Consider the following 19,519-nt stretch of genomic DNA (forward strand, 5'->3'; position numbering starts at 1 on the left):
ATGCTGGAACGAGCTATGGTCCTGCTCGATCTGTTCACTCCGCAGCACCCCCGCCAGACGATCACCGAACTCTCACTGGGTTCGGAATTGCCCGTGCCGACGGTCTTTCGCATCTGCCGAGAACTCACCAGGCTCGGAGCCCTCGAACGCGGCGACGACGGCCGGTTTCAGATCGGACTTCGAGTATGGGAGATTGGATCCCGCGCGCCCCGCGCCCACGGTTTACGTTCCGTAGCAATGCCGTTCATGGAGGACCTGCATGAAATCACCGGCCAGAACGTGCAACTTGTCGTCCGCGACAACCGCGAGGCGGTCTATCTGGAGCGGTTGTCGAGCCACGACGCCGTCGGACTTGTCGGCCGGGCCGGTGGAAGATTGCCGCTGCACGCGTCCAGCGGCGGACTGGTGCTTCTCGCTCATGCTTCCCAGAGCGTCTTCGATGACGTCGTAGCATCCGGATTGCGGGCGTTGACGCCGTTCACGATCACCGACGAACCTACGCTGCGTTCTCTGCTTGCGGAGATCCGCCGCACCGACGTCGTCATAGCTCGCCAGTACCTCAACCTCGGCACTCTGGCGATAGCGTCGCCCATTCGCCGCGCTCGCGACGTTGTCGCGGCGCTGTCCGTTGTCGTTCCACTCGACACCGGCAGCGCTTCCCTCGTCCCGGCACTGCAGGCGACCAGCCGCGCAATCTCCCGCGGAATTTCCTGACCCGAATCAGGTTTCACCACGACGGAAAATCTTGTTGCCCAGCCAGACCAACGGGTCGTAGCGCCGATCCACCACGCGTTCCTTCATCGGGATGATTGCGTTGTCGGTGATCTTGATGTCCTCCGGACATACCTCGGTGCAGCATTTGGTGATGTTGCACAGGCCGAGGCCGTACCGGTCTTGCGCGGCGTCCCGACGGTCTGCTGTATCGAGCGGGTGCATTTCGAGTTCGGCGATCCGAATGAAGAAGCGGGGACCGGAGAACGCCGCCTTATTGTCCTCGTGATCGCGCACGACGTGACAGGTGTTCTGGCACAGGAAGCACTCGATGCACTTGCGGAACTCCTGCGAGCGGGCGACGTCGATCTGCTGCATTCGATACTCACCGGGAGCCAGGCCGGGAGGTGGTGTGAACGACGGAATCTCCCGCGCCTTCCGATAATTGAAGGAGACATCGGTAACCAGATCACGGATGACAGGGAACGCGCGCATCGGAGTCACAGTCACCACCTCGCCCTCGGCAAAAGTCGACATCCGTGTCATACACATCAGTCGCGGACGGCCGTTGATCTCCGCCGAGCACGATCCACACTTGCCGGCCTTGCAGTTCCACCGCACCGCGAGGTCCGGAGTCTGCGTCGCCTGCAACCGGTGAATGATGTCGAGCACCACCTCTCCTTCATTCACCAGAACCGAATAGTCCTGCAGATCACCACCGTCTGCGTCACCGCGCCACACCCGGAAACTCGCGTCGTAGCCCATGTCAGGTATTCCTTCCCGGATGATCGGCAAGTTCGGCGTCGGTGTAATACTTCGCCAATTCGTCGATATCGAAGAGCGCCAACAGATCCGGACGCATCGGCGATTGCGGTTCGGTGGTGACCTGCACGTCGGGCACTACGACGTCCGGACGCCCGGCCGCCTCGCCGTCCACGGCGCACACCAGCAGGGTGTTGCGCCACTGCGCAGCCATCGCCGGGTGGTCATCGCGAGTATGTCCGCCCCGGCTCTCGGTGCGCAGCAGAGCAGCCTTCGTGACACATTCGCTGACCAGCACCATGTTTCGCAGATCCACGGCCAGATGCCATCCCGGATTGAACTGCCGGTGCCCCTCCACCACAACCGAATCGATCCGTCGTTTGATGTCGTCGAGCGTGCGCAGCGCACGATCGACTTCCTCAGCGGTGCGGATGATGCCCACCAAGTCGTTCATCGTCTGCTGCAGTTCGGTGTGCAGGGTGTACGGGTTCTCGAGTGCGCCGGCACCGCCCTGAGTGTCGAACGGAGAAAGCAACATCCGCGACGCGGCAGCCACGTCGCCGTCCGCCACGACGGGTCGAGCAGGCAGCGACTTCACATAGGTCGCGGCGCCGAGGCCGGCTCGTCTACCGAATACGAGCAGATCCGACAGTGAATTCCCGCCCAGCCGGTTGGAGCCGTGCATTCCGCCGGAGCACTCCCCCGCCGCAAACAGTCCCGGCACATTCGAGGAACCGGTGTCGGGGTCCACCTCGATCCCACCCATCACGTAGTGGCAGGTTGGGCCCACTTCCATTTGCTCTTTTGTGATGTCGACGTCTGCCAGTTCCTTGAACTGGTGGTACATCGACGGCAACCGACGCTTGATTTCCTCGGCAGGCATCCGGGACGCGATGTCGAGATACACACCACCATGCGGGGTTTCGCGACCCTCCTTCACCTCCGTGTTGATGGCACGGGCCACTTCGTCGCGAGGCAGCAGATCGGGGGTGCGCCTGTTGTTCTCCTGATCCTCGTACCAACGATCGGCTTCTTCTGCCGTTTCGGCGTACTGACCTTTGAACACCGGCGGAATGTAGGAGAACATGAAACGGTCGCCATCGGAGTTCTTGAGTACGCCACCGTCGCCGCGCACTCCCTCCGTCACGAGAATGCCTTTGACGCTCGGCGGCCACACCATGCCGGTCGGGTGAAACTGAACGAACTCCATGTTGATCAGGTTGGCGCCCGCACGAAGGGCGAGTGCGTGCCCGTCTCCGGTGTACTCCCACGAATTGGATGTGACCTTGAACGACTTACCAATTCCGCCGGTCGCCATCACAACCGCCGGCGCTTCGAACAGCACACACCGTCCGCTCTCGCGCCAGTATCCGAAGGCACCGGAAATACGGTCGCCGTCCTTGGTCAGTTCCGAGATGGTGCATTCCGCGAAAACCTTGATGCGGGCCTCGTAGTCTCCCGTCGCCGCGAAGTCTTCCTGCTGAAGCGAGACGATCTTCTGCTGCATCGTCCGAATGATCTCGAGACCTGTGCGGTCACCGACGTGAGCGAGTCGCGGATAGGTGTGACCGCCGAAGTTGCGCTGACTGATTCGCCCGTCTGGCGTCCGATCGAACAGTGCGCCATAAGTTTCGAGTTCCCACACTCGGTCCGGCGCCTCACGCGCGTGCAGTTCCGCCATCCTCCAGTTGTTGAGGAACTTGCCGCCGCGCATGGTGTCCTGGAAGTGCGTCTGCCAGGTGTCCTTCTCGTTGGCGTTGCCCATCGCGGCGGCGCACCCACCCTCCGCCATGACGGTGTGAGCCTTGCCGAACAGCGACTTACAGACCACGGCAACGGAAAGTCCCTGTTCCCTGGCCTCGATCACCGCACGTAGTCCGGCTCCGCCGGCTCCGATCACCACGACGTCGTATGTGTGCCGTTCGACTTCGGTCATTCACTCCCCCTGGAGAATTGGGCGGCAGAATTGGACTTTCAATTGATCAGGCGCAGGTCGTCGATCGTCCCGCTGGCCACGAGCATGATGTAGAAGTCCGTGATCATCAGCGTGCCGAGTGTGGTCCACGCCAGCTGCATGTGCCGCGTGTTGAGCTTGCTGACCTGCGTCCACAACCAGTAGCGGATCGGATGTTTCGAGAAATGAGTGAGCCGTCCACCTGTGACGTGACGGCACGAATGGCACGACACCGTATAGGCCCACAGCAAGCACACGTTGCCCAGAATTATCAGCGTGCCGAGACCGACACCGAAGCCACCGTCCGCGCCGTGGAAAGCGCGAATCGCGTCGTACGTGTTGATCACCGACACAACAAGTGCGACATAGAAGAAATACCGATGCGAGTTCTGGATGATCAACGGCAGCCGCGTCTCACCCGAGTAGCCGCGATGTGGTTCCGCAACCGCGCAGGCAGGCGGCGAGAGCCACACCGACCGGTAGTAGGCCTTGCGGTAGTAGTAGCAGGTCAGCCGGAAGCCCAGCAGAAACGGCAGCACCAGGAACCCGAGCGGAATCCACATCGGCAACTCACCGATCGGTGTGCCGAAATCACTGGAACCCGGCACACACGAGTCGCTGAGGCAGGGCGAGTAGAACGGGGTCAGGTAGTGATAGTCCGCGACCCAGTACGCGCTGCGGACAAACGACCGGATCGTCGCGTAGACCACGAACACTGACAGCCCCAGCACCGTCAGTAGCGGCGCTCGCCACCACGTGTCCGTTCTCAGCGTGCGTGCCGCTATTCGAGCACGCGACGGCGCACCGACTCCACTCGTGTCGATCGGTGGCGCACTCATCCGTCGTGCTCGGTCGGATGGCCGCCAATGCCCTCGTCATCGGCGCCCTGCCACATCGACGCGTCGTACGGTGTGTCGGGAACGGGAATCCGTTCGGCCTGTTCGTGGTGGGTCAGGTGCGGCGGCGATGTGCCCAGATCGCCGGAATCGATCTCGAGCCGCTCCAGGTCATTCGCCAACCGGCGTACTTGCGGTACGTCGCCGTACAAGGACCGCAGCGAACCGACACAGTGACGGAGATGGTCGATGGTGCGCTCGAGCTCGAGGATTTCGGTGGTTGACATAGATCTCTCCAACCGATCGGTAGAAGTGGTGACTCGTATCGGCTACGACAATGGGGCCCGGCGAAGACAGTGGGGCCCTGCGAACCTCCTCAGCTGTGAAAAGTTGCGTTCTTCACGTGGAGGAGTACCCCAATTGCAGTAGTTCCACCGCGCCTGCTCGCGTGTTCTACTGAAAACGTTGCTTTATCGGTGCCGACCTCATGCGCCCCGAGGAGAACCATGACAAAACTGGATTCCACCGACGCGGAAAAGAACGACAGCGGAGCCATCAGAGCACACCGCCTACCCATCTTCACGGTGATTGCGCTGGCGATCTTCGCTTTTGTCGCGGGCGGATTCGGCGGTTCTTTCCAGAGCAAACTCGCCGAGGTTCAGAAGAATGACAACTCGTCGTACCTTCCGAGTTCAGCGGAATCTACCGTCGTCGCGAATGAATCCGCGAAATTCCTTCCGGTGGAGACCATCCCTGGATTTGTTCTGTTTCATCGAGATACTGCGCTGACCGATGCGGACAAAGCTGCTGTCGAATCTGCACGCCAAGCCGTTTCCGGAGTATCCGGCGTCGATGCCGACGGCATGCAGCCAACTCAGTTCTCCGCCGACGGCACCACCGCATCCATCTTTGTTCCGCTGATCGCCAAAGACGGTGGCACCGCAGTTTCCGGGGAGGAGCTCGCGGCAACCGAACAGAATGTCCTCGACGCTGCCGAGAGGGCCGCCGGCGACATCGACGTGTTACCTGCCGGGCCCGGCGGGCTCCTGGTGGCATTCATCGACGCCTTTGCCGGCTTGGACAGCGCTCTCCTCGGTGCCGCATTGCTGGTTGTCATCCTGATTCTTCTGGTGGTCTACAGATCGCCTGTGCTGTGGTTCTTTCCGCTGTTCTCGGCGCTCCTCGCCATCGGCTTGTCGTCGATGGTGATCTACGTCCTCGCCAAGGCTGAAATCCTGACCTTGACCGGTCAATCTCAAGGGATCCTGTTCGTACTCGTGATCGGTGCGGGTACCGACTATGCGTTGCTGCTTATTTCGCGATACCGCGAGGAACTACACAACTACCCCAATCGATTCGACGCGATGATCCGAGCGTGGCGCGAATCAGCACCCGCGATCACGGCATCCGCTGTCACCGTTGTTCTCGGATTGCTCTGCCTGACCTTCTCGCAGTTGAACTCAAACAAAAGCCTCGGGCCGGTGGCCGCGATCGGAATTGCCTGCACATATCTGGTGATGATGACGTTCATGCCGGTTGCGCTGGCCGTGGTCGGGCGCTGGGTGTTCTGGCCCCGAACCCCTCGCGTCGATCACGCCGCAGATCTTGCGACGCACGGCATGTGGGGCAAGATCGCGACAACTGTCGGCAACAAGGATCGCTCGCTGTGGATCGGCACCTCGATCCTGCTCATCGTGTTGTTCGCTGCCGGAATCGGAAGCCTGAAAACCGATGGCCTGACCGCGGCCCAGAATTTCACCAATACGCCGGATGCCGTTGTCGGGCAGGAACTCTACGATTCCGCCTTCGACCCGGGAGCCGGAGCACCGGCCGTCATCACCGCAAATGTGGATCAGTCGGACGCCGTCATCAAAGCGGTCAGCGCTGTCGAGGGCATATCCCGCAGCGCCGGGTCGGTGTGCACCCAAGTTGATGTCGCGAAGGTCAGCGAACTGATCAAGACCAATCCGGCCGCCGTCGCTCAGGCAGCGGCAGCAGGTTGTGCCCCACCAGGCTTCACTGCCCCACCCATCAACGGTCGAACCATGATCAACGCGATGCTTGCCGATTCATACGACTCGCCGCAGGCGCTCGAGACGATCAAGCGCCTCCGAACCGCCGTACACGCGGTCCCCGGCGCCGACGCTCTGGTGGGCGGCGCCACCGCAACCACACTCGACGTCCAAGCAGCGTCTGTGCGCGACCGCAATCTCATCATTCCCATCGTGCTGGCGGTCATCTTCGTGGTTCTTTCCATCTTGCTTCGCGCGCTGGTCATTCCTGTGATTCTTATTGCAACGGTGGTCCTTTCGTTTGCTGCCACCTTGGGCGTCAGCGGTTTCTTCTTCACTCACGTCTTCGGTTTTGCCGGCGCAGACCAGTCGTTCCCGCTCTATGCCTTTGTCTTTCTCGTAGCACTGGGCATCGACTACAACATCTTCCTGATGACCCGCGTCCGCGAAGAAACCGGTGAATTCGGCACTCGCGCAGGTGTATTGCGTGGACTTGCCGTCACTGGCGGCGTCATCACCTCGGCCGGAGTCGTACTAGCCGCGACGTTTGCCGTCCTGGGAATTCTTCCGCTGGTCTTCTTGGCCGAGATCGGGTTTGCCGTCGCGTTCGGCGTGCTGCTGGACACGATCATCGTGCGCAGCGTCCTGGTTCCCGCTCTGTCCCATGACATCGGCAAGAAGATCTGGTGGCCGTCGGCCTTGGCGACCTCGAAGGACTGACTAGAGAAAAGCTTCTTTGGTCCACAGATGGAATAGCGCGTACGCGCGCCACGGTCGCCATTGCTCCGACAACGCCGCGGCTTCCTTGCCGGACGACACACCCAATGCACGTTTGAGGACCAGATCGTCCGGCACGAACGCGTCGCGATCGCCGAGGATCCTTACGGTGAGGTAGTCGGCAGTCCACGGCCCGATCCCCGGCAGGGCCAGAAGATCAGCGCGGAATCGCACCGGGTCTGCGTCCCAGCCGATATCAAGGTATTCAGAAACCGCAGTCGCCAAGGCGTGTACCGTTCTCGCACGCGCGCTGGTCAATCCGACAGCTTTCTGTATCGCTTCCGGGGAACTGGCCGCCACCAACTCCGCCGAAGGGAAGGCCGAGAACTCGTCGTTCACAGGTTCTCCGAATGCCCCGACGAACCGGCCCCCGAATGTTCGTGCCGCCCCCAGTGAAACCTGCTGCCCCAGAACAGTCAGCACCGCAGTCTCGAAACCGTCGACGCTACCGAGCACACGTAAACCTGGCCGGGCCGAGATCAGCGGTGCCAGCGTCTTGTCCGACGAAAGCGCCGCCTCCCACTCACGATGATCGCCGTCGAGATCGAGCCACCGCCGTATAATCTTCTCGAGTTGGGTGACGTCCGTGTCTCTGTCGACACTCACCGACACACAATTTTCGTGCCACGACACCGACGCGATCACGGGACCGGTCGGCAGTGGGACGACACGCACATGAACTCCGTCGTCGTGGCGTTCCAGTCCTGCCACCGCGTGAGCTTTCAACGCGCGGATCAACGGCTCCGTTGCATATGGGGGTGCGAACGGAAGCGTCAGCGTCACAGCCTCGTTCATTGCCTTCATTGCCTTCATCGCCGAGATTCCAGATCCAGCAGCACAGCCTTGAGTGCCGGCCCGCCCGCATACTGACCCAGACTTCCGTCGCTCCGGACCACCCTGTGACATGGCACCACCAACGGCAATGGATTCTTGGCACACGCCGTGCCTACCGCACGCACTGCACGCGGACTGCCCGACGCCGCGGCAACCGTCGAATAGCTTGCGGTGTGGCCGTATTCGATTTCCGGAAGGTGGCGCAGCACTTCACGGCGAAATCCCCTGGCCAGCTGGAAATCCAGATTCAGGTCGAATTCCTTTCGGGCACCGGAAAAGTACTCGTCCAACTCTCGTGCAACGGCGTCGAGCCTGCGCGGATGGTGCAAGACGCGAGGACTGACGGTATCGGCCAGCCGTCCCAGCACGACGTCATGCCCCTCGACGGCAAACGCCACCCGCACCAAACCGACTTCCGTTGCGGCGAGGAGCAATTTCCCGATCGGCGAATCGACGATCCGGTAGGCAACGTCGATCAACTGCGCCGCCGCAGCCGCATCAACCAACCGTGAATGCAGTCGCGCCAGCGCATCCGGGTCGGACGCGGGGAGTGCGCCGAACACATCGGCATCGGTACTCATGAACGGCTCCCTTCCGGAACGGTGTCGGGCAAGTATGTTTTTCGCAGGGACGCAATACCGTCGGATCCGGCTTTCCTCGCGGCGGTTGGGGTACTGCCCAGAATTTCCGCGATCTCGGCGTACGGAAGCCCGCCCAGAAAGTGGTATGCCACCGACGCCCTCTGCTTGAACGGCAACATCTCGAGTGCATCCCACAGTTCGTGATTCCACGTTCCCGGAAGGCCGATACGCGCCGGCAATTCCGGAAGATCGTCGGTAGGAACCGCGATGCGCCCTCGCACTCGCATGATGTCGATGGCTTTGCGGTGCGCAATGGTCACGAGCCAGGCCTCGACATTCGCGCCGGGATCCAGATCCGGATAGGCGCGCATTGCCGCGAGGAAGGTCTCGGACCACGCATCCTCGGCGTCAACCGGACCGACTACCGCGCGGCATACCCGAAGCACCACCGCCCCGTGCTCGGTCACGACCTTCTCGAATGGTTTCAGTGCCACGATCGGTAAACGCTCGCGCCGCGAGTTATGTGAGTTCGTTCCATCAGAACAGCACGTCCGAAATTCCGCCGGACTCTTGTTCGAGCAGAAAACGCTTGCGTTCGAGACCGCCGGCAAAGCCTGTCAGGCTCCCGTCACTACCGACAACGCGGTGACAGGGCACGATGATGCTGATCGGATTCTTTCCGTTTGCCGCCGCGGCGGCACGAATCGCGAGGGGATTGCCCAGGGTTTGCGCAAGCTCCATATAGGTCCACGTCTGCCCGTAGGGAATTGTCCGCAGCGCATCCCACACTCGTTTCTGGAACTCCGTGCCCGAGGGGTCCAACGGCAACGAGAACTCGGTTCGCTCTCCGGAGAAATACTCGTCCAACTGTTCCCGGACAGCACCGAATTTCGAGGGTGAACTCTCCCCGAACGTCGAGTCGTCCGGCTTGTGTCGATGCTCTGCCATATAGAGACCACAGAGGCCATTAGCCGTCGCGACCAGCGTCAACGGCCCGATCGGCGACTCGATCACTGTGTGGGTACGGTTAACCGCCATGTCTCGATCCTTCCAGGTATCGAGTAGCGACGGCCGAGATGTGTGAACGCCACAGCCCGAACTACTCGTATCTCGAAGACGTCCCGACCCGCAGGAATGTGAGAATTACCTGCACTTCCGAGCATTTTCAGGCAGGATCGAGTGATGGCTCTAGTTTTGCCGGGACGCTCCAGCGTCGTCCGCTCCGTCAGCGATGTAGTGCACTGGTCGCTGTCGACGGTCGTTTTTGCAGTCACGCTCCCGTCCCGCCTCGAGGCGCTGTTGGTAAGCGTCGAGAGGCTGGTTGCACGAATCAGCCAGATAGCTGAGAACGCAGATCGCGTCGTGGTCGGCGCAGCCTCCGTCACTGTTCGCGCAGAGACATTGGTCGAAGCCGTCGAGCAGACATCGGATATCGCGCAGCAGCTTCTCGAACTGTACGAACCCGTCGCGGTACAACTCGCACCGTTAGCTGCAAGGTTTGCAGATGATCTCAGCGAGTCCGAAGTCACTGCCGCCATCACGCTGATCGACAAGCTCCCGGAACTCACCGAGCGTGTCACCGCTGTCCTGCCGATTCTCGCCACCTTGGACTCAGTCTCCCCCGAAGTCCACGAACTCCTCGGGGTGGTCAAAGACCTGAAACAGGCGATCGTCGGTGTACCCGGATTCCACTTCTTCCGCAAACGTGGCGAGAACCGAGAGGCCTGATCAGGCCCCGTAGCCGTCCGTGCCCGCCCGGGTCATGACAACCTTGGGGATCACCGCAGCGGCGGACAGACGCAGCAGACCGTCCACGAGTTCGACGACATCGTCGACCTTGATCATCGACTCCGGCGTAATCCGATCATGGGTCCACGCAGACATGTCGGTATCGACATATCCCGGAGCAATTGCCGTGCCGCTGATGCCGTTGCCGGATTCCTCGGCGTTGAGCGCCTCGATCATCGAAATCAACGCGGCTTTGGTCGCACCGTAAACACCCAAACCGCTTTCGGCGTACACACCGGCAATCGACGCCAGCGCAACCACTTTCGCTCCCCTGCCCGGGTGTGCGTCCGCGGCCAGACGCAGGAACGGCAACGACGCCTGAAGCAGTGCCAACGGCGTCCGCAGGTTCACTGCGAGCGTCTTGTCGAAGCGCTTCATGGGGTAATCCGCAATCCGCCCACTTGTTCCCACACCTGCGTTGAGGATGAGCGCGCGCATCGAACCGAATCGATCGCCGTGGGCGGCAACCAATTCCGTCGCAAAGTTCTCGTCCGCCATGTCACCGGCCAACACCAGGACATCGGGCGAACCGACGCGGCGCAGTTCGTCCGCAACTGCGCCGAGTTTCTCCGCGTCTCGCGCCGTGATGGTCAACCCGTACCCGAGCGTCGCGAGACGCGTCGCGATGCCCAGCCCAATACCTTTGGACGCACCCGTGACGAGCGCCGAGGCACTCACGCGAACTTCCCGTTCAGCGCATCCAGTCCCGCCGAGATCAGCTCAGGCACAGCAGTTCCCGCACTGTCGAATCCGCCGCCCACCGTCGCGCCTGCCCGGAAACGATGATCGATCCCTTGAGCAACCACGGCAAGCTTGAAGAATCCGAGTGCCATGTAGAAGTTCCAGTCACCGAGGTCACGTCCTGACACCAGCGAGTAGCGCTGGGCCAGATCGACCACGGACGGCAACAACGGACTTGTCCAGGCAGCGGGTTCACCCAGGACCAGATCCAAGGCCGGATGGCGATACACGCACATCATCGCGATGTCGGCCAAAGGGTCACCGAGAGTGGACATTTCCCAATCGACCACGGCCGCAACCTTCGTGACATCAGTGGCAGCGAGGATTGTGTTGTCGATCCGGTAGTCGCCATGGACGATCGACGATTCGGATTTTGCCGGAATCAGTTCCGAAAGTCGCGAAGCCAAGCGGTCGACGTCGGCGGAATCCTGCGTCTTCACCCGCGACCACTGACCGGTCCACAACTTCACCTGGCGGGCGACGTACCCTTCCGGGCGCCCCAACTCGCCGAGGCCGACGGCGTTGTAGTCGACGTCGTGCAGCGTCGCAAGAACACGCACCAGTTCGTCAACACACTTCGTAATATTCTCTGCCGGCACAGCATCCAGTTCCGATTTCGTCCGGATCACTTGACCGTCGATGAACTCGACGACGGTAAATGTCGCCCCCATCACCGACGCGTCCTCGCACAGGGCGACGGTAGGGGCCACTGGCACCGCCGTGTCCTGCAGAGCCGACGTGATGCGGAATTCGCGCGCCACATCGTGCGCCGACGGCGTCAATCCCGCGGTCGGAGGTCGACGCACAATCCAACTCGACGCGTCGTCGTAGATCCCGTAAGTGAGATTGGACTTGCCGCCGGAGATCAACTTCGCACGGAGATCTCCGGTTACCGCGACGTCCGAATCGAGCAGGTACTTCCGCAATGCAGCCAGGTCGAGACCGGGAAACTCACTCATCATGCACCGTCTCGAGCAGCTCGACGTGCCGCTCCCACAACGCGCTTCGCGATTGCCCACCGATGAACCTCGGACGGTCCGTCGTACACACGGAACGGACGGACCTCGCGAGAGAGACGCGCGAGAGGCAAGTCGTCCGATACCCCGATACCGCCGCACATCTGGATGGACCGATCGACAATACGGAAGATGGCCTCGGCGGCATACGTTTTTGCGATCGACGTGGAATTGCTTGCATGGCCACCCTGATCGAGCTCCCAGCATGCCTGAACCAGCAGCGCGCGAGTGGCCGCGATGTCGATTTCGTTGTCCGCGATCATCTTCTGGATCATTCCGAGATCACCGAGCTTGGAACCGAATCCTTCGCGCTCCGCCACGCGGGCGACGGCGATGTCGTGACCCCGACGCGCGGCGCCCAGCCAGCGCATCACGTGTGTCATGCGGGCGGGGCCGAGGCGCACCTGCGCATACGCGAAGCCCTGGTCGACCTCACCCAGAACAGCGTCGTCGGGAACAAAAAGATCCTCGAAAGTGACCTCGCAGTGGCCACCGATCATGGACTTGTCGAGGGTGCCGATATGGCGACCGACGATCAATCCCGGGGAATCAGCCGGCGCGAGAAACATTGTGGCACCGCCACGTTGGCCCGGTTCGCCCGAGGTGCGGGCCATGATGATGAAGAAGCCCGCGCCGTCGGCGCCGGTGATGAACCACTTCTTGCCGTTGATCTTCCAGCCGCCCGGCGCCTTCTCGGCGCGGGTGTTGAGGGCCGACGGATCGGATCCGGCGCCGGGCGCCGGTTCTGTCATGGCGAACGCCGAACGCTGGTCGCCGCGGGCGAGCGGAGCGAGGAACTGTTCCTTCTGCGCCGCACTCGCGACGTGGGCGAGCATGTGGACGTTGCCCTCGTCCGGAGCGGCGATGTTCAGTGCGGTGGGCCCGAAGAGTGAGTAGCCGGCTTCCTCGAATACCGGCGCACGATCACTCATGTTGAGCCCGTGCCCGCCGTACTCGATCGGCGCATGGGGAGCGAAGACACCAGCAGCTTTTGCCGCGTCCTGCATCTCGATACGAGTTGCGTCGCCGCCGGCAACGGCAATGTCGCCGCCGTGCTTGTCTTCGATCGGGAGAATTACCTCCCGAGTAAAGGCGCGCGTCTTCTCGATCAGCGCGGTCACCTCCGGCGCATACGTCAGATCGATTGCCACCATCCACCTCCAAGTTAGACCGACCGAGCGATCGTTCGGTATCAGCACTCTCGCACATGCCGACTCACCGGGTCAACAATCCTCGAGCAAAGCCTCGGAATGATCGAGCCGACCGGCAACCACCATGTCCCGGTACAGATCGTCCTTGTTCATCAGTTCGTCGTGGTTGCCGATGTTCCGGATCCGACCGTCTTCCATGACCACGATCCAATCGGCATCGCGCACGGTCGAGAGCCGGTGAGCGATCGTGACCACAGCCCCGGTGCGTGCTCGTTCCTTGATCGCGTCGACAATCGCAGCCTCGGTCAGCGTGTCGACCTGGGCGGTGGCTTCGTCCAGCAGAAGCAGCGCGCTAGGCCGTAGAACTGCGCGCGCCATCGCGATCCGCTGACGTTGGCCGCCGGACAGTGAGGTCGCCGTAAGAGCGGTGTCGAGTCCGTTGGGAAGCGCCTCGATCGCGTCGTCGAGTCGGAGCAGACGCAGGACAGCCTGCACCTCGTCATCAGTCGCGTCGGGATGACTGAAGACAACGTTCTCCCGGATCGTTCCCGGCACCACGGGAGTCTCCTGCTCGACATACGCCAGACTTTCACGCACCGCTCGATGGTCGAGCGCGTTGTAGCCGACTCCGTGCAGGAGAACTTCACCCGTTCCTGGTTCGACAAATCGCAGCACGGTCGAGAGCAACGTGGTTTTTCCGGCACCCGACGGTCCGACGATCGCCATATGTCCTCGCTGCGGGATGACCAACGAGACGTCGCTGAGCGCGGGCTCGGTCGAGCCGTGATAGCTGACCGTGACGTTGCGCAGTTCGATCAGAGGCGCAACCGGGTCGGTTCTCTTGGCAACGTCGACGGCCACGTCATGTGTCTCCGTTGGCAACGACTGCATCTCACGAATCCTGATGGCTGCCGCAATTCCCGACTGAACTGAGGTCACATTCTGCGCAAGCTCCGAGACCGGCCCCATCAAGGTGAAGGCATACAGCAGAAATGCGATGAGCGTCGAGACTGCCATTTCACCGTCGGCGACCCGCCAGGCGCCAAAGCCCAGAATGGCAATGATCGATCCTTGAATGGCGGTCCATGCGACAGTCCACGCGGTCGCCGAGACCCGAACCGCTGTGATTGCATGCTTTTTCGCATCCGCTGCGTTGTTCGTCACGAGAGCACCGACACGATCCTCGGCGAGTGACACCTTGACCGTCCGGATTGCTCGCAAGCCACCTTCGAGAACTCCACCGAGCTTGCCGAGCGATTCCTGGGTTCGAGCCTCCGCTGCGGAAATCCGAGGCATCAGAACGGCAAAGAGGATGGAGGCGAACACGATTGCGACCATAGTCACGCCCAGCAACGGCAGATCGAGAACACCCATCAGAACAATCGTTCCGATAGTCAGCGCGGCTGCGTTGAGAATATTCACCGCGGCCGACGACGCCGCCTCACGCAACAGCAACGTGTCAGACGTGACTCGGGTGACCAACTCGCCCACCGATCGCGATTGCAGAGAAGGCACAGTCGCGGCCAGAAATCGCCGCACCAGCGAGGACCTGGCATCGAACACAACCTTCTCAGCGGCCGTGCCGAGCACGATCCATTGAGCACAACCAAGGACTGCGCCCACGATCAGAAGGACGACCAACGTCAGGATCGGCCCTTTCAGCGATGCGCCGGTGTCCAGGGTGTCGAGAACCCACTTGGTGACCATCGGCGTTGCCAGCGTCGCCGCCGAACCACACAGAGCCAGGACCAACCCGAGCAAGAGCGACGGCAGGTGCGGGCGAGCGAACTCGGCGAGAACGCGAAGATTGCTCCATTTGGGCGGGGATTGGCGAGTGTCAGATTCGAGCATGAATTTATGGAACACGAATGTTCCAAAAAGGGCAAGGAAATTCCGATACGGAAGGACTGGATACCGAAACCGGACACGGCTACGCTACGAATTCGTGACAACGATCCACAGCGCACCAGAACAAAGCGCGACCCGCGAGCGCACCCGCAAGGCCATTCTCGACGCCGCAATTTCGGTATTCGCATCGAAGCCCGCTGCGACTCTCAGCGAAATCGCTTCGGCTGCGAAGGTCGGCCGAACCACCCTGCACCGCTACTTTCCCGAACGGTCAGACCTGATCGAAGCCGTCGCGTCAGAGGCGACCCGCGCCGTAGACAAAGCTGCAACGGCGGCGCGACTCGGAGACGGAACCGGCGCCGAAGCGCTGGTTCGCCTGTGCCACGAGTACTTCGAACTGGCCGACCTTCTCACAGTTCTGTTCTTCACTCCCGGTGTGTATCAAGAAGATTCCTTTGCCGAGTCCACATCGAACGACAGCGGAGTCAGCGATGCCATCGAGCGTGGGCACTCCGACGGGTCCATCGACCCCGACATGGGTTCGGACTGGGTGCAGAACCTGCTGTGGTCACTGCTGTACACGTCGATGGACTACGTGAACCGCGGTTCCGGGACGCGACTACAGGCCTTGGACCTGACGGTTCGCAGCCTCCGCCGCGGAATCGCTCCGGATCCCGCGGTCTAGGTCGTCGGCTGCTTGAACAGCAGCACGCCGTTTGGTCACGCCCAGTTTGCGGTAGATCGAGCTGATGTGTGTCTTCACAGTGGGATAGGCGATACCGAGGTGCGCAGCGATCTCGTCTGCCGTCATCGTGGTTCGCAGGTAGGTGAGTATCTCCTTCTCGCGTTCCGTCAGGACTCCCGCGAGCCGAGCAGAGAGCTTGTTCCGTCTTTCCAGGATCGTGCACAGGAACCAGTGATGACTCGACCCCCGTATCGCGTGTGCGTTCAAGAGATCGACAATTACCGGATCGCCGCTGAGAAATGGGGCAAGAATCCGTTCGGGGATCGCCTCCGCCAGCGCACGATCGAGCTGCTCGTGCGCTTGGGGGCCACGCCCTGCAAGAGAGCTCAGTGCGGCTGAGGTGACAAGTGTGCTCACCAGCGCATATCGCGGCAACGCGGCCGAGGTTGCCAAGTGAAGCGCTCGAGCCGACGGTTCCGGATCCCCCAAGACTCGATAGAGCTCCGCGAGAAGCGCGTGAGCGACCGCAGCACCTGTTCGGGCAAGCGTCGGCCTGGCGATATGGCGAGCTTGCTCGTCCTGACCTTGAGCGTGGGCGAGCCAGGCCGTGGTGACGCGCCGCAACGTATCCCAAGGAATACCGTGCTTGTCCGCAGTGCTCACACCTCGCAACAGACGCGCAGCGGCGTGGTACCGCTCTTCCCGGTTCAGCGCGATGAGGCTCATCACCAAATACAGACGAGCGAGCGCCTCGAAGTTTGTTCCGGGACTGCCCTCAACGATGATGGAGTCGAACTGAGCGATCGCCTCCTCGAAGTCGCCACGCCAGTAAGCAATGCACCCTCGATTCGACTGCGGGAGACCGCCTTCGAAGCGTTCCCAGTCGGACGCCACCTCCCGTGAAGGGAGCCCGTCGAGGATCTGTTCGGCTTCGGTGAATACTCCCGCGTGGGTGAGTGCAAAAGCCAAATTGGATTGCGCGAGACGCAACGTCTCCGAACGCGACTGCAACTGCGCCTCATCGCTGGCAGAACGCAGTAGCGCGATGGCACGAGGAAGATCACGACGAAGCCTGACCTCGGTCCACCCCAGGAGAAAAAGCGCGGACGGGTAATCGTCCTCGGGCTCGCACTGGGTGAGCGCGTGACGCGCGCGATCGGCGATGACGGCCTTGGTCGAGGTGTCCGGAGCAAGCAGCAGGTCGGTGAAGCAGACGACAAAATCGTCGGACGCAACCCGCAGACCCTGCCCGCGGAGAAATTCCGCGCCGTAGGGGTCGCCGCTGAGATCGCGGCAGCACGCCCGTATCAGGAGGACATGCGGATCGTGCGGATCAGGGTGAGCAAGGCAGAGTTGCTCCAGTTCTTTGGTGTGGGATTCGAGAATCAGCCGGAGCCAGTTCTTCCGCAGGACGGTTCGAGCCTGCTCCGCCTCACCGGAGGCGAGTGCATGACGCACGGCTTCGATCATGTGTTGAAGATACTCGAGAGGTTCAAAGGTCGTAGATGTCCGGTCTCATCCGCTGCGGATGAGAGCGCGAGTGAAGCCCGCGGGAAACGGTGAGAATTGCCGGAATAAACCGGATTGCGCGAGTCGGCGGAGTACCGGGTGCGCAGGCCTGACACGAAACGGACAAGACACATGAACTTCTGGGAAAGCCTCGGCTGGATGCTGTCGGCGACCGTCTTCATCGGATATCTTTTCGCGCTGTTCGCGATCATCGCCGACCTGTTCCGCGACCACAAGCTGAACGGTGGGTTGAAGGCCCTCTGGGTGTTCTTCCTGCTCTTCCTGCCCTTCGTCACAGTGCTCGTCTATCTCGTCGCCCGCGGCGAAGGGATGACGGAACGCAGCAACAAGGCCGCTCGCGACGCTGAGAACGCTGCCGAATCGTATATCCGCGAGGTCGCAGGGAAGAGCCCCAGCGAGGAAATCGCCACGGCCGCAGCACTCCTCGAAGCCGGAACGATCAGCGAGGAAGAGTTCGCCGCACTGAAGCTGAAGGTCCTGTCGTGAGTGCCCGCTTCGGACCTGTCGACTTCTATCTGCTCGGCCTGCCTGGGGACGGCCTCGACCCGGCCGCACTCTCCGCGCTCACCGACCTGACGGCTACCGGCCTGGTGCGATTGCTCGATCTGATCGTCATCTCCAAGTCCGAGGACGGTGAACTCACCCTCGTCGAGGTCGAGGAGTTGCCGAACGGCTTCGAGATCAACGTCGAGATGCTCGGCGCGTCCGGCCTGGTCGGGCAGGAAGACATCACCGAACTCGCAGCGGCGATCCCCGCCGGCGCTGCAGCGCTGCTGGTCGCGCTCGAGCTGGTCTATCAGCGCGAGCTCGCCGCCCGAACCGCCGAATCCGGCGCGGTGTTACTGGGTTACGAGCGGATTCCCGCCCCGATCGTCAACGCACTCATGGACACGATCATCCCGAAACTGGAGGTCTGACATGCCGTACATCCCGAGAAGAGGACGCCCCGGACTGCTGGGCCTCGCCGCGCGTACCGCGGTCGTGACCGGTACCGCGACCGCCGTCAGCAACGGCATGGCCACCCGCAGGCAAAGTCGGGCCCAGGCCGAATACGAGCAGACGCAGTACGAGCTGGCCCAGCAGCAGGCGGTACGGGCGATGTCCACACCCGCACCCGCCGCCCCGGTCGATCTCGTCGCCGAGTTGCAGAAACTGGGCGATCTCAAATCACAAGGACTGCTGAGCGACGCCGAATTCCAAGCCGCGAAAGCGCGACTGCTCAGCTAAATTCTCCGACGGGGCGAGACATTCCCGCTCCCGTTCCGTAACCGACACCGATTGGAACCCGCTATGTCCACGATCGCCGTCAACGTCCTGAACTTCAATCGGGCAGAATCCGATCTCATGTTCGCTCGCCTGGCCGCGGGCGTCGGCCTGGGCACGTGGAACCACACTCGTGAGCTCGGGTCACTCGAAGACCAGCCGATCATCCGCCAGAACCGCGACACCCTGTACAGCAGCGTGATCATCGATGTGCGCGAAGACGTCACGATCACGGTGCCGGATACCGGCAAGCGCTACATCTCCGTGTGGGTGGTCAGTCAAGATCACTTCGGTCCCGTCATCCTGCGTGATCCCGGAGAGCACCTACTCACGCGCGAACTGGTCGGCACCGACTACGCCGCACTGATCGTGCGCATCCTCGTCGATCCGAACAGCCCCGAAGACGTCGCCGAGGTGAACCGGTTGCAGGACGTCCTCACCATCGACGGCGGCGGAACAGGCGAGTTCCCGTTGCCCGACTACGACGAAGGGTCACAGACCGAGACCCGCGACGCGCTCCTCGCCCTCGCGCGTGGCATCACCACATATGACCGTTCATTCGGCACCGCTGCGGAAGTCGACCCCATCAGGCACCTGCTCGGCACGGCCTCCGGCTGGGGTGGCCTTCCCGAGTACGAGGCCACCTACGTCAACTTCGACGAACGTCTCCCCGTCGGCGAATACCGCCTCCGCCTGAATGATGTTCCCGTGGATGCGTTCTGGTCGGTCTCGCTGTACAACGCGGCAGGTTACTTCGAGGAGAACGCTCTGGGCGTCAACAGCATCAACAGCCTCACCGCCACCCCAGACGCCGACGGCAGCACCACCATCCGCTTCGGCGTCCATCTCGACGGCGTCGCGAACGCCCTGCCCATCATGCCGGGCTGGAACTACGTGCTGCGCCTGTACCGCCCCCAGCCCATCGTGCTCGACGGCACCTGGACGGCGCCTCGCCCCGAAGCGCTCTAGCGAAGCGTTTCCCCCACGCACACACCACTCTCGGATGACTCGACCTGATTACGGAGGTACA

Annotated in this window: 21 protein-coding genes; 8 read left to right on the forward strand and 13 right to left on the reverse strand. The window is 62.0% G+C overall.

What is annotated here, in order from left to right; genetic code table 11:
• Window positions 1–714: an IclR family transcriptional regulator gene (locus ACFRFQ_RS05525; RefSeq protein ID WP_378655057.1), complete on the forward strand. Its 714-nt coding sequence runs from the start codon at window positions 1–3 to the stop codon at window positions 712–714.
• A 6-nt stretch (window positions 715–720) separates the two neighbouring features.
• Here the strand turns inward: ACFRFQ_RS05525 and ACFRFQ_RS05530 are convergent, their stop codons facing one another.
• Genes ACFRFQ_RS05530 through ACFRFQ_RS05545 form a run of 4 tightly spaced genes read right to left on the reverse strand, consistent with a single transcriptional unit; the run spans window position 721 to window position 4,550 of the window.
• Window positions 721–1,476: a succinate dehydrogenase/fumarate reductase iron-sulfur subunit gene (locus ACFRFQ_RS05530; RefSeq protein WP_378654108.1), complete on the reverse strand. Its 756-nt coding sequence runs from the start codon at window positions 1,474–1,476 to the stop codon at window positions 721–723.
• 1 nt (window position 1,477) lies between these two features.
• Window positions 1,478–3,409 (reverse strand): fumarate reductase/succinate dehydrogenase flavoprotein subunit, encoded by a 1,932-nt coding sequence (locus ACFRFQ_RS05535; RefSeq protein ID WP_378654111.1) that lies wholly within the window; start codon window positions 3,407–3,409, stop codon window positions 1,478–1,480.
• Between the two features lie 38 nt (window positions 3,410–3,447).
• Window positions 3,448–4,266, reverse strand: coding sequence for a hypothetical protein (locus tag ACFRFQ_RS05540; protein ID WP_378654119.1), 819 nt, complete (start codon window positions 4,264–4,266; stop codon window positions 3,448–3,450).
• Window positions 4,263–4,550: a hypothetical protein gene (locus ACFRFQ_RS05545; RefSeq protein WP_378654122.1), complete on the reverse strand. Its 288-nt coding sequence runs from the start codon at window positions 4,548–4,550 to the stop codon at window positions 4,263–4,265. Before ACFRFQ_RS05545 ends, ACFRFQ_RS05540 begins: the two co-directional genes overlap by 4 nt.
• Before the next feature lie 219 nt (window positions 4,551–4,769).
• Here ACFRFQ_RS05545 and ACFRFQ_RS05550 point away from each other — a divergent pair, with 219 nt between their 5' ends.
• Window positions 4,770–6,995 carry an MMPL family transporter gene (locus ACFRFQ_RS05550; protein WP_378654125.1) on the forward strand — a complete coding sequence of 742 codons (2,226 nt, stop codon included), beginning with the start codon at window positions 4,770–4,772 and terminating at the stop codon, window positions 6,993–6,995.
• Here the strand turns inward: ACFRFQ_RS05550 and ACFRFQ_RS05555 are convergent, their stop codons facing one another.
• From ACFRFQ_RS05555 to ACFRFQ_RS05570, 4 genes are read right to left on the reverse strand one after another with little or no spacing between them, the layout of a single operon-like run.
• Window positions 6,996–7,865 carry a DNA-3-methyladenine glycosylase family protein gene (locus tag ACFRFQ_RS05555; RefSeq protein ID WP_378654128.1) on the reverse strand — a complete coding sequence of 290 codons (870 nt, stop codon included), beginning with the start codon at window positions 7,863–7,865 and terminating at the stop codon, window positions 6,996–6,998. It abuts the gene before it with no gap.
• A complete protein-coding gene (locus ACFRFQ_RS05560) occupies window positions 7,862–8,467 on the reverse strand; it encodes a methylated-DNA--[protein]-cysteine S-methyltransferase (RefSeq protein ID WP_378654131.1) in 606 nt (201 codons plus the stop codon). The genes ACFRFQ_RS05555 and ACFRFQ_RS05560 overlap by 4 nt, the downstream gene beginning before the upstream one ends.
• Complete coding sequence (locus ACFRFQ_RS05565; RefSeq protein ID WP_378654134.1) at window positions 8,464–8,961, reverse strand: RNA polymerase sigma factor; 498 nt, start codon at window positions 8,959–8,961, stop codon at window positions 8,464–8,466. The genes ACFRFQ_RS05560 and ACFRFQ_RS05565 overlap by 4 nt, the downstream gene beginning before the upstream one ends.
• Before the next feature lie 43 nt (window positions 8,962–9,004).
• Window positions 9,005–9,505 (reverse strand): methylated-DNA--[protein]-cysteine S-methyltransferase, encoded by a 501-nt coding sequence (locus ACFRFQ_RS05570; RefSeq protein WP_378654137.1) that lies wholly within the window; start codon window positions 9,503–9,505, stop codon window positions 9,005–9,007.
• Window positions 9,506–9,649: 144 nt separating this feature from the next.
• Between ACFRFQ_RS05570 and ACFRFQ_RS05575 the strand changes: the two genes are divergently transcribed.
• Window positions 9,650–10,195 (forward strand): ribulose 1,5-bisphosphate carboxylase large subunit, encoded by a 546-nt coding sequence (locus ACFRFQ_RS05575; RefSeq protein WP_378654140.1) that lies wholly within the window; start codon window positions 9,650–9,652, stop codon window positions 10,193–10,195.
• Here the strand turns inward: ACFRFQ_RS05575 and ACFRFQ_RS05580 are convergent, their stop codons facing one another.
• From ACFRFQ_RS05580 to ACFRFQ_RS05595, 4 genes are all read right to left on the reverse strand, one after another.
• Window positions 10,196–10,933, reverse strand: a complete 738-nt coding sequence (locus tag ACFRFQ_RS05580) for an SDR family NAD(P)-dependent oxidoreductase (protein ID WP_378654143.1) — start codon at window positions 10,931–10,933, stop codon at window positions 10,196–10,198. It abuts the gene before it with no gap.
• Entirely contained in the window at window positions 10,930–11,955 is a 1,026-nt protein-coding gene (locus ACFRFQ_RS05585; RefSeq protein WP_378654146.1) for a phosphotransferase family protein, read from the reverse strand. Before ACFRFQ_RS05585 ends, ACFRFQ_RS05580 begins: the two co-directional genes overlap by 4 nt.
• A complete protein-coding gene (locus ACFRFQ_RS05590; RefSeq protein WP_378655060.1) occupies window positions 11,955–13,163 on the reverse strand; it encodes an acyl-CoA dehydrogenase family protein in 1,209 nt (402 codons plus the stop codon). Before ACFRFQ_RS05590 ends, ACFRFQ_RS05585 begins: the two co-directional genes overlap by 1 nt.
• Before the next feature lie 72 nt (window positions 13,164–13,235).
• Window positions 13,236–15,014: an ABC transporter ATP-binding protein gene (locus ACFRFQ_RS05595; RefSeq protein ID WP_378654149.1), complete on the reverse strand. Its 1,779-nt coding sequence runs from the start codon at window positions 15,012–15,014 to the stop codon at window positions 13,236–13,238.
• A gap of 94 nt (window positions 15,015–15,108) precedes the next feature.
• Here ACFRFQ_RS05595 and ACFRFQ_RS05600 point away from each other — a divergent pair, with 94 nt between their 5' ends.
• Window positions 15,109–15,696, forward strand: coding sequence for a TetR/AcrR family transcriptional regulator (locus ACFRFQ_RS05600; RefSeq protein ID WP_378654152.1), 588 nt, complete (start codon window positions 15,109–15,111; stop codon window positions 15,694–15,696).
• Here ACFRFQ_RS05600 and ACFRFQ_RS05605 read toward each other — a convergent pair.
• A complete protein-coding gene (locus ACFRFQ_RS05605; RefSeq protein ID WP_378654155.1) occupies window positions 15,631–17,166 on the reverse strand; it encodes a LuxR C-terminal-related transcriptional regulator in 1,536 nt (511 codons plus the stop codon). The genes ACFRFQ_RS05600 and ACFRFQ_RS05605 overlap by 66 nt on opposite strands.
• Before the next feature lie 171 nt (window positions 17,167–17,337).
• Between ACFRFQ_RS05605 and ACFRFQ_RS05610 the strand changes: the two genes are divergently transcribed.
• The 4 genes from ACFRFQ_RS05610 (at window position 17,338) to ACFRFQ_RS05625 (ending at window position 19,458) form a co-directional block, all read left to right on the forward strand.
• Complete coding sequence (locus tag ACFRFQ_RS05610; RefSeq protein WP_378654158.1) at window positions 17,338–17,712, forward strand: PLDc N-terminal domain-containing protein; 375 nt, start codon at window positions 17,338–17,340, stop codon at window positions 17,710–17,712.
• Complete coding sequence (locus ACFRFQ_RS05615; protein WP_378654161.1) at window positions 17,709–18,143, forward strand: DUF6325 family protein; 435 nt, start codon at window positions 17,709–17,711, stop codon at window positions 18,141–18,143. Before ACFRFQ_RS05610 ends, ACFRFQ_RS05615 begins: the two co-directional genes overlap by 4 nt.
• Window position 18,144: 1 nt before the next feature.
• Complete coding sequence (locus ACFRFQ_RS05620; RefSeq protein WP_378654164.1) at window positions 18,145–18,453, forward strand: SHOCT domain-containing protein; 309 nt, start codon at window positions 18,145–18,147, stop codon at window positions 18,451–18,453.
• A 63-nt stretch (window positions 18,454–18,516) separates the two neighbouring features.
• Complete coding sequence (locus ACFRFQ_RS05625) at window positions 18,517–19,458, forward strand: DUF1214 domain-containing protein (RefSeq protein ID WP_378654167.1); 942 nt, start codon at window positions 18,517–18,519, stop codon at window positions 19,456–19,458.
• The last annotated feature ends 61 nt before the right edge of the window (window positions 19,459–19,519 follow it).

Origin of the sequence: Rhodococcus sp. NPDC056743, assembly GCF_042790355.1 — a bacterium.
Lineage (GTDB): Bacteria > Actinomycetota > Actinomycetes > Mycobacteriales > Mycobacteriaceae > Rhodococcus_F.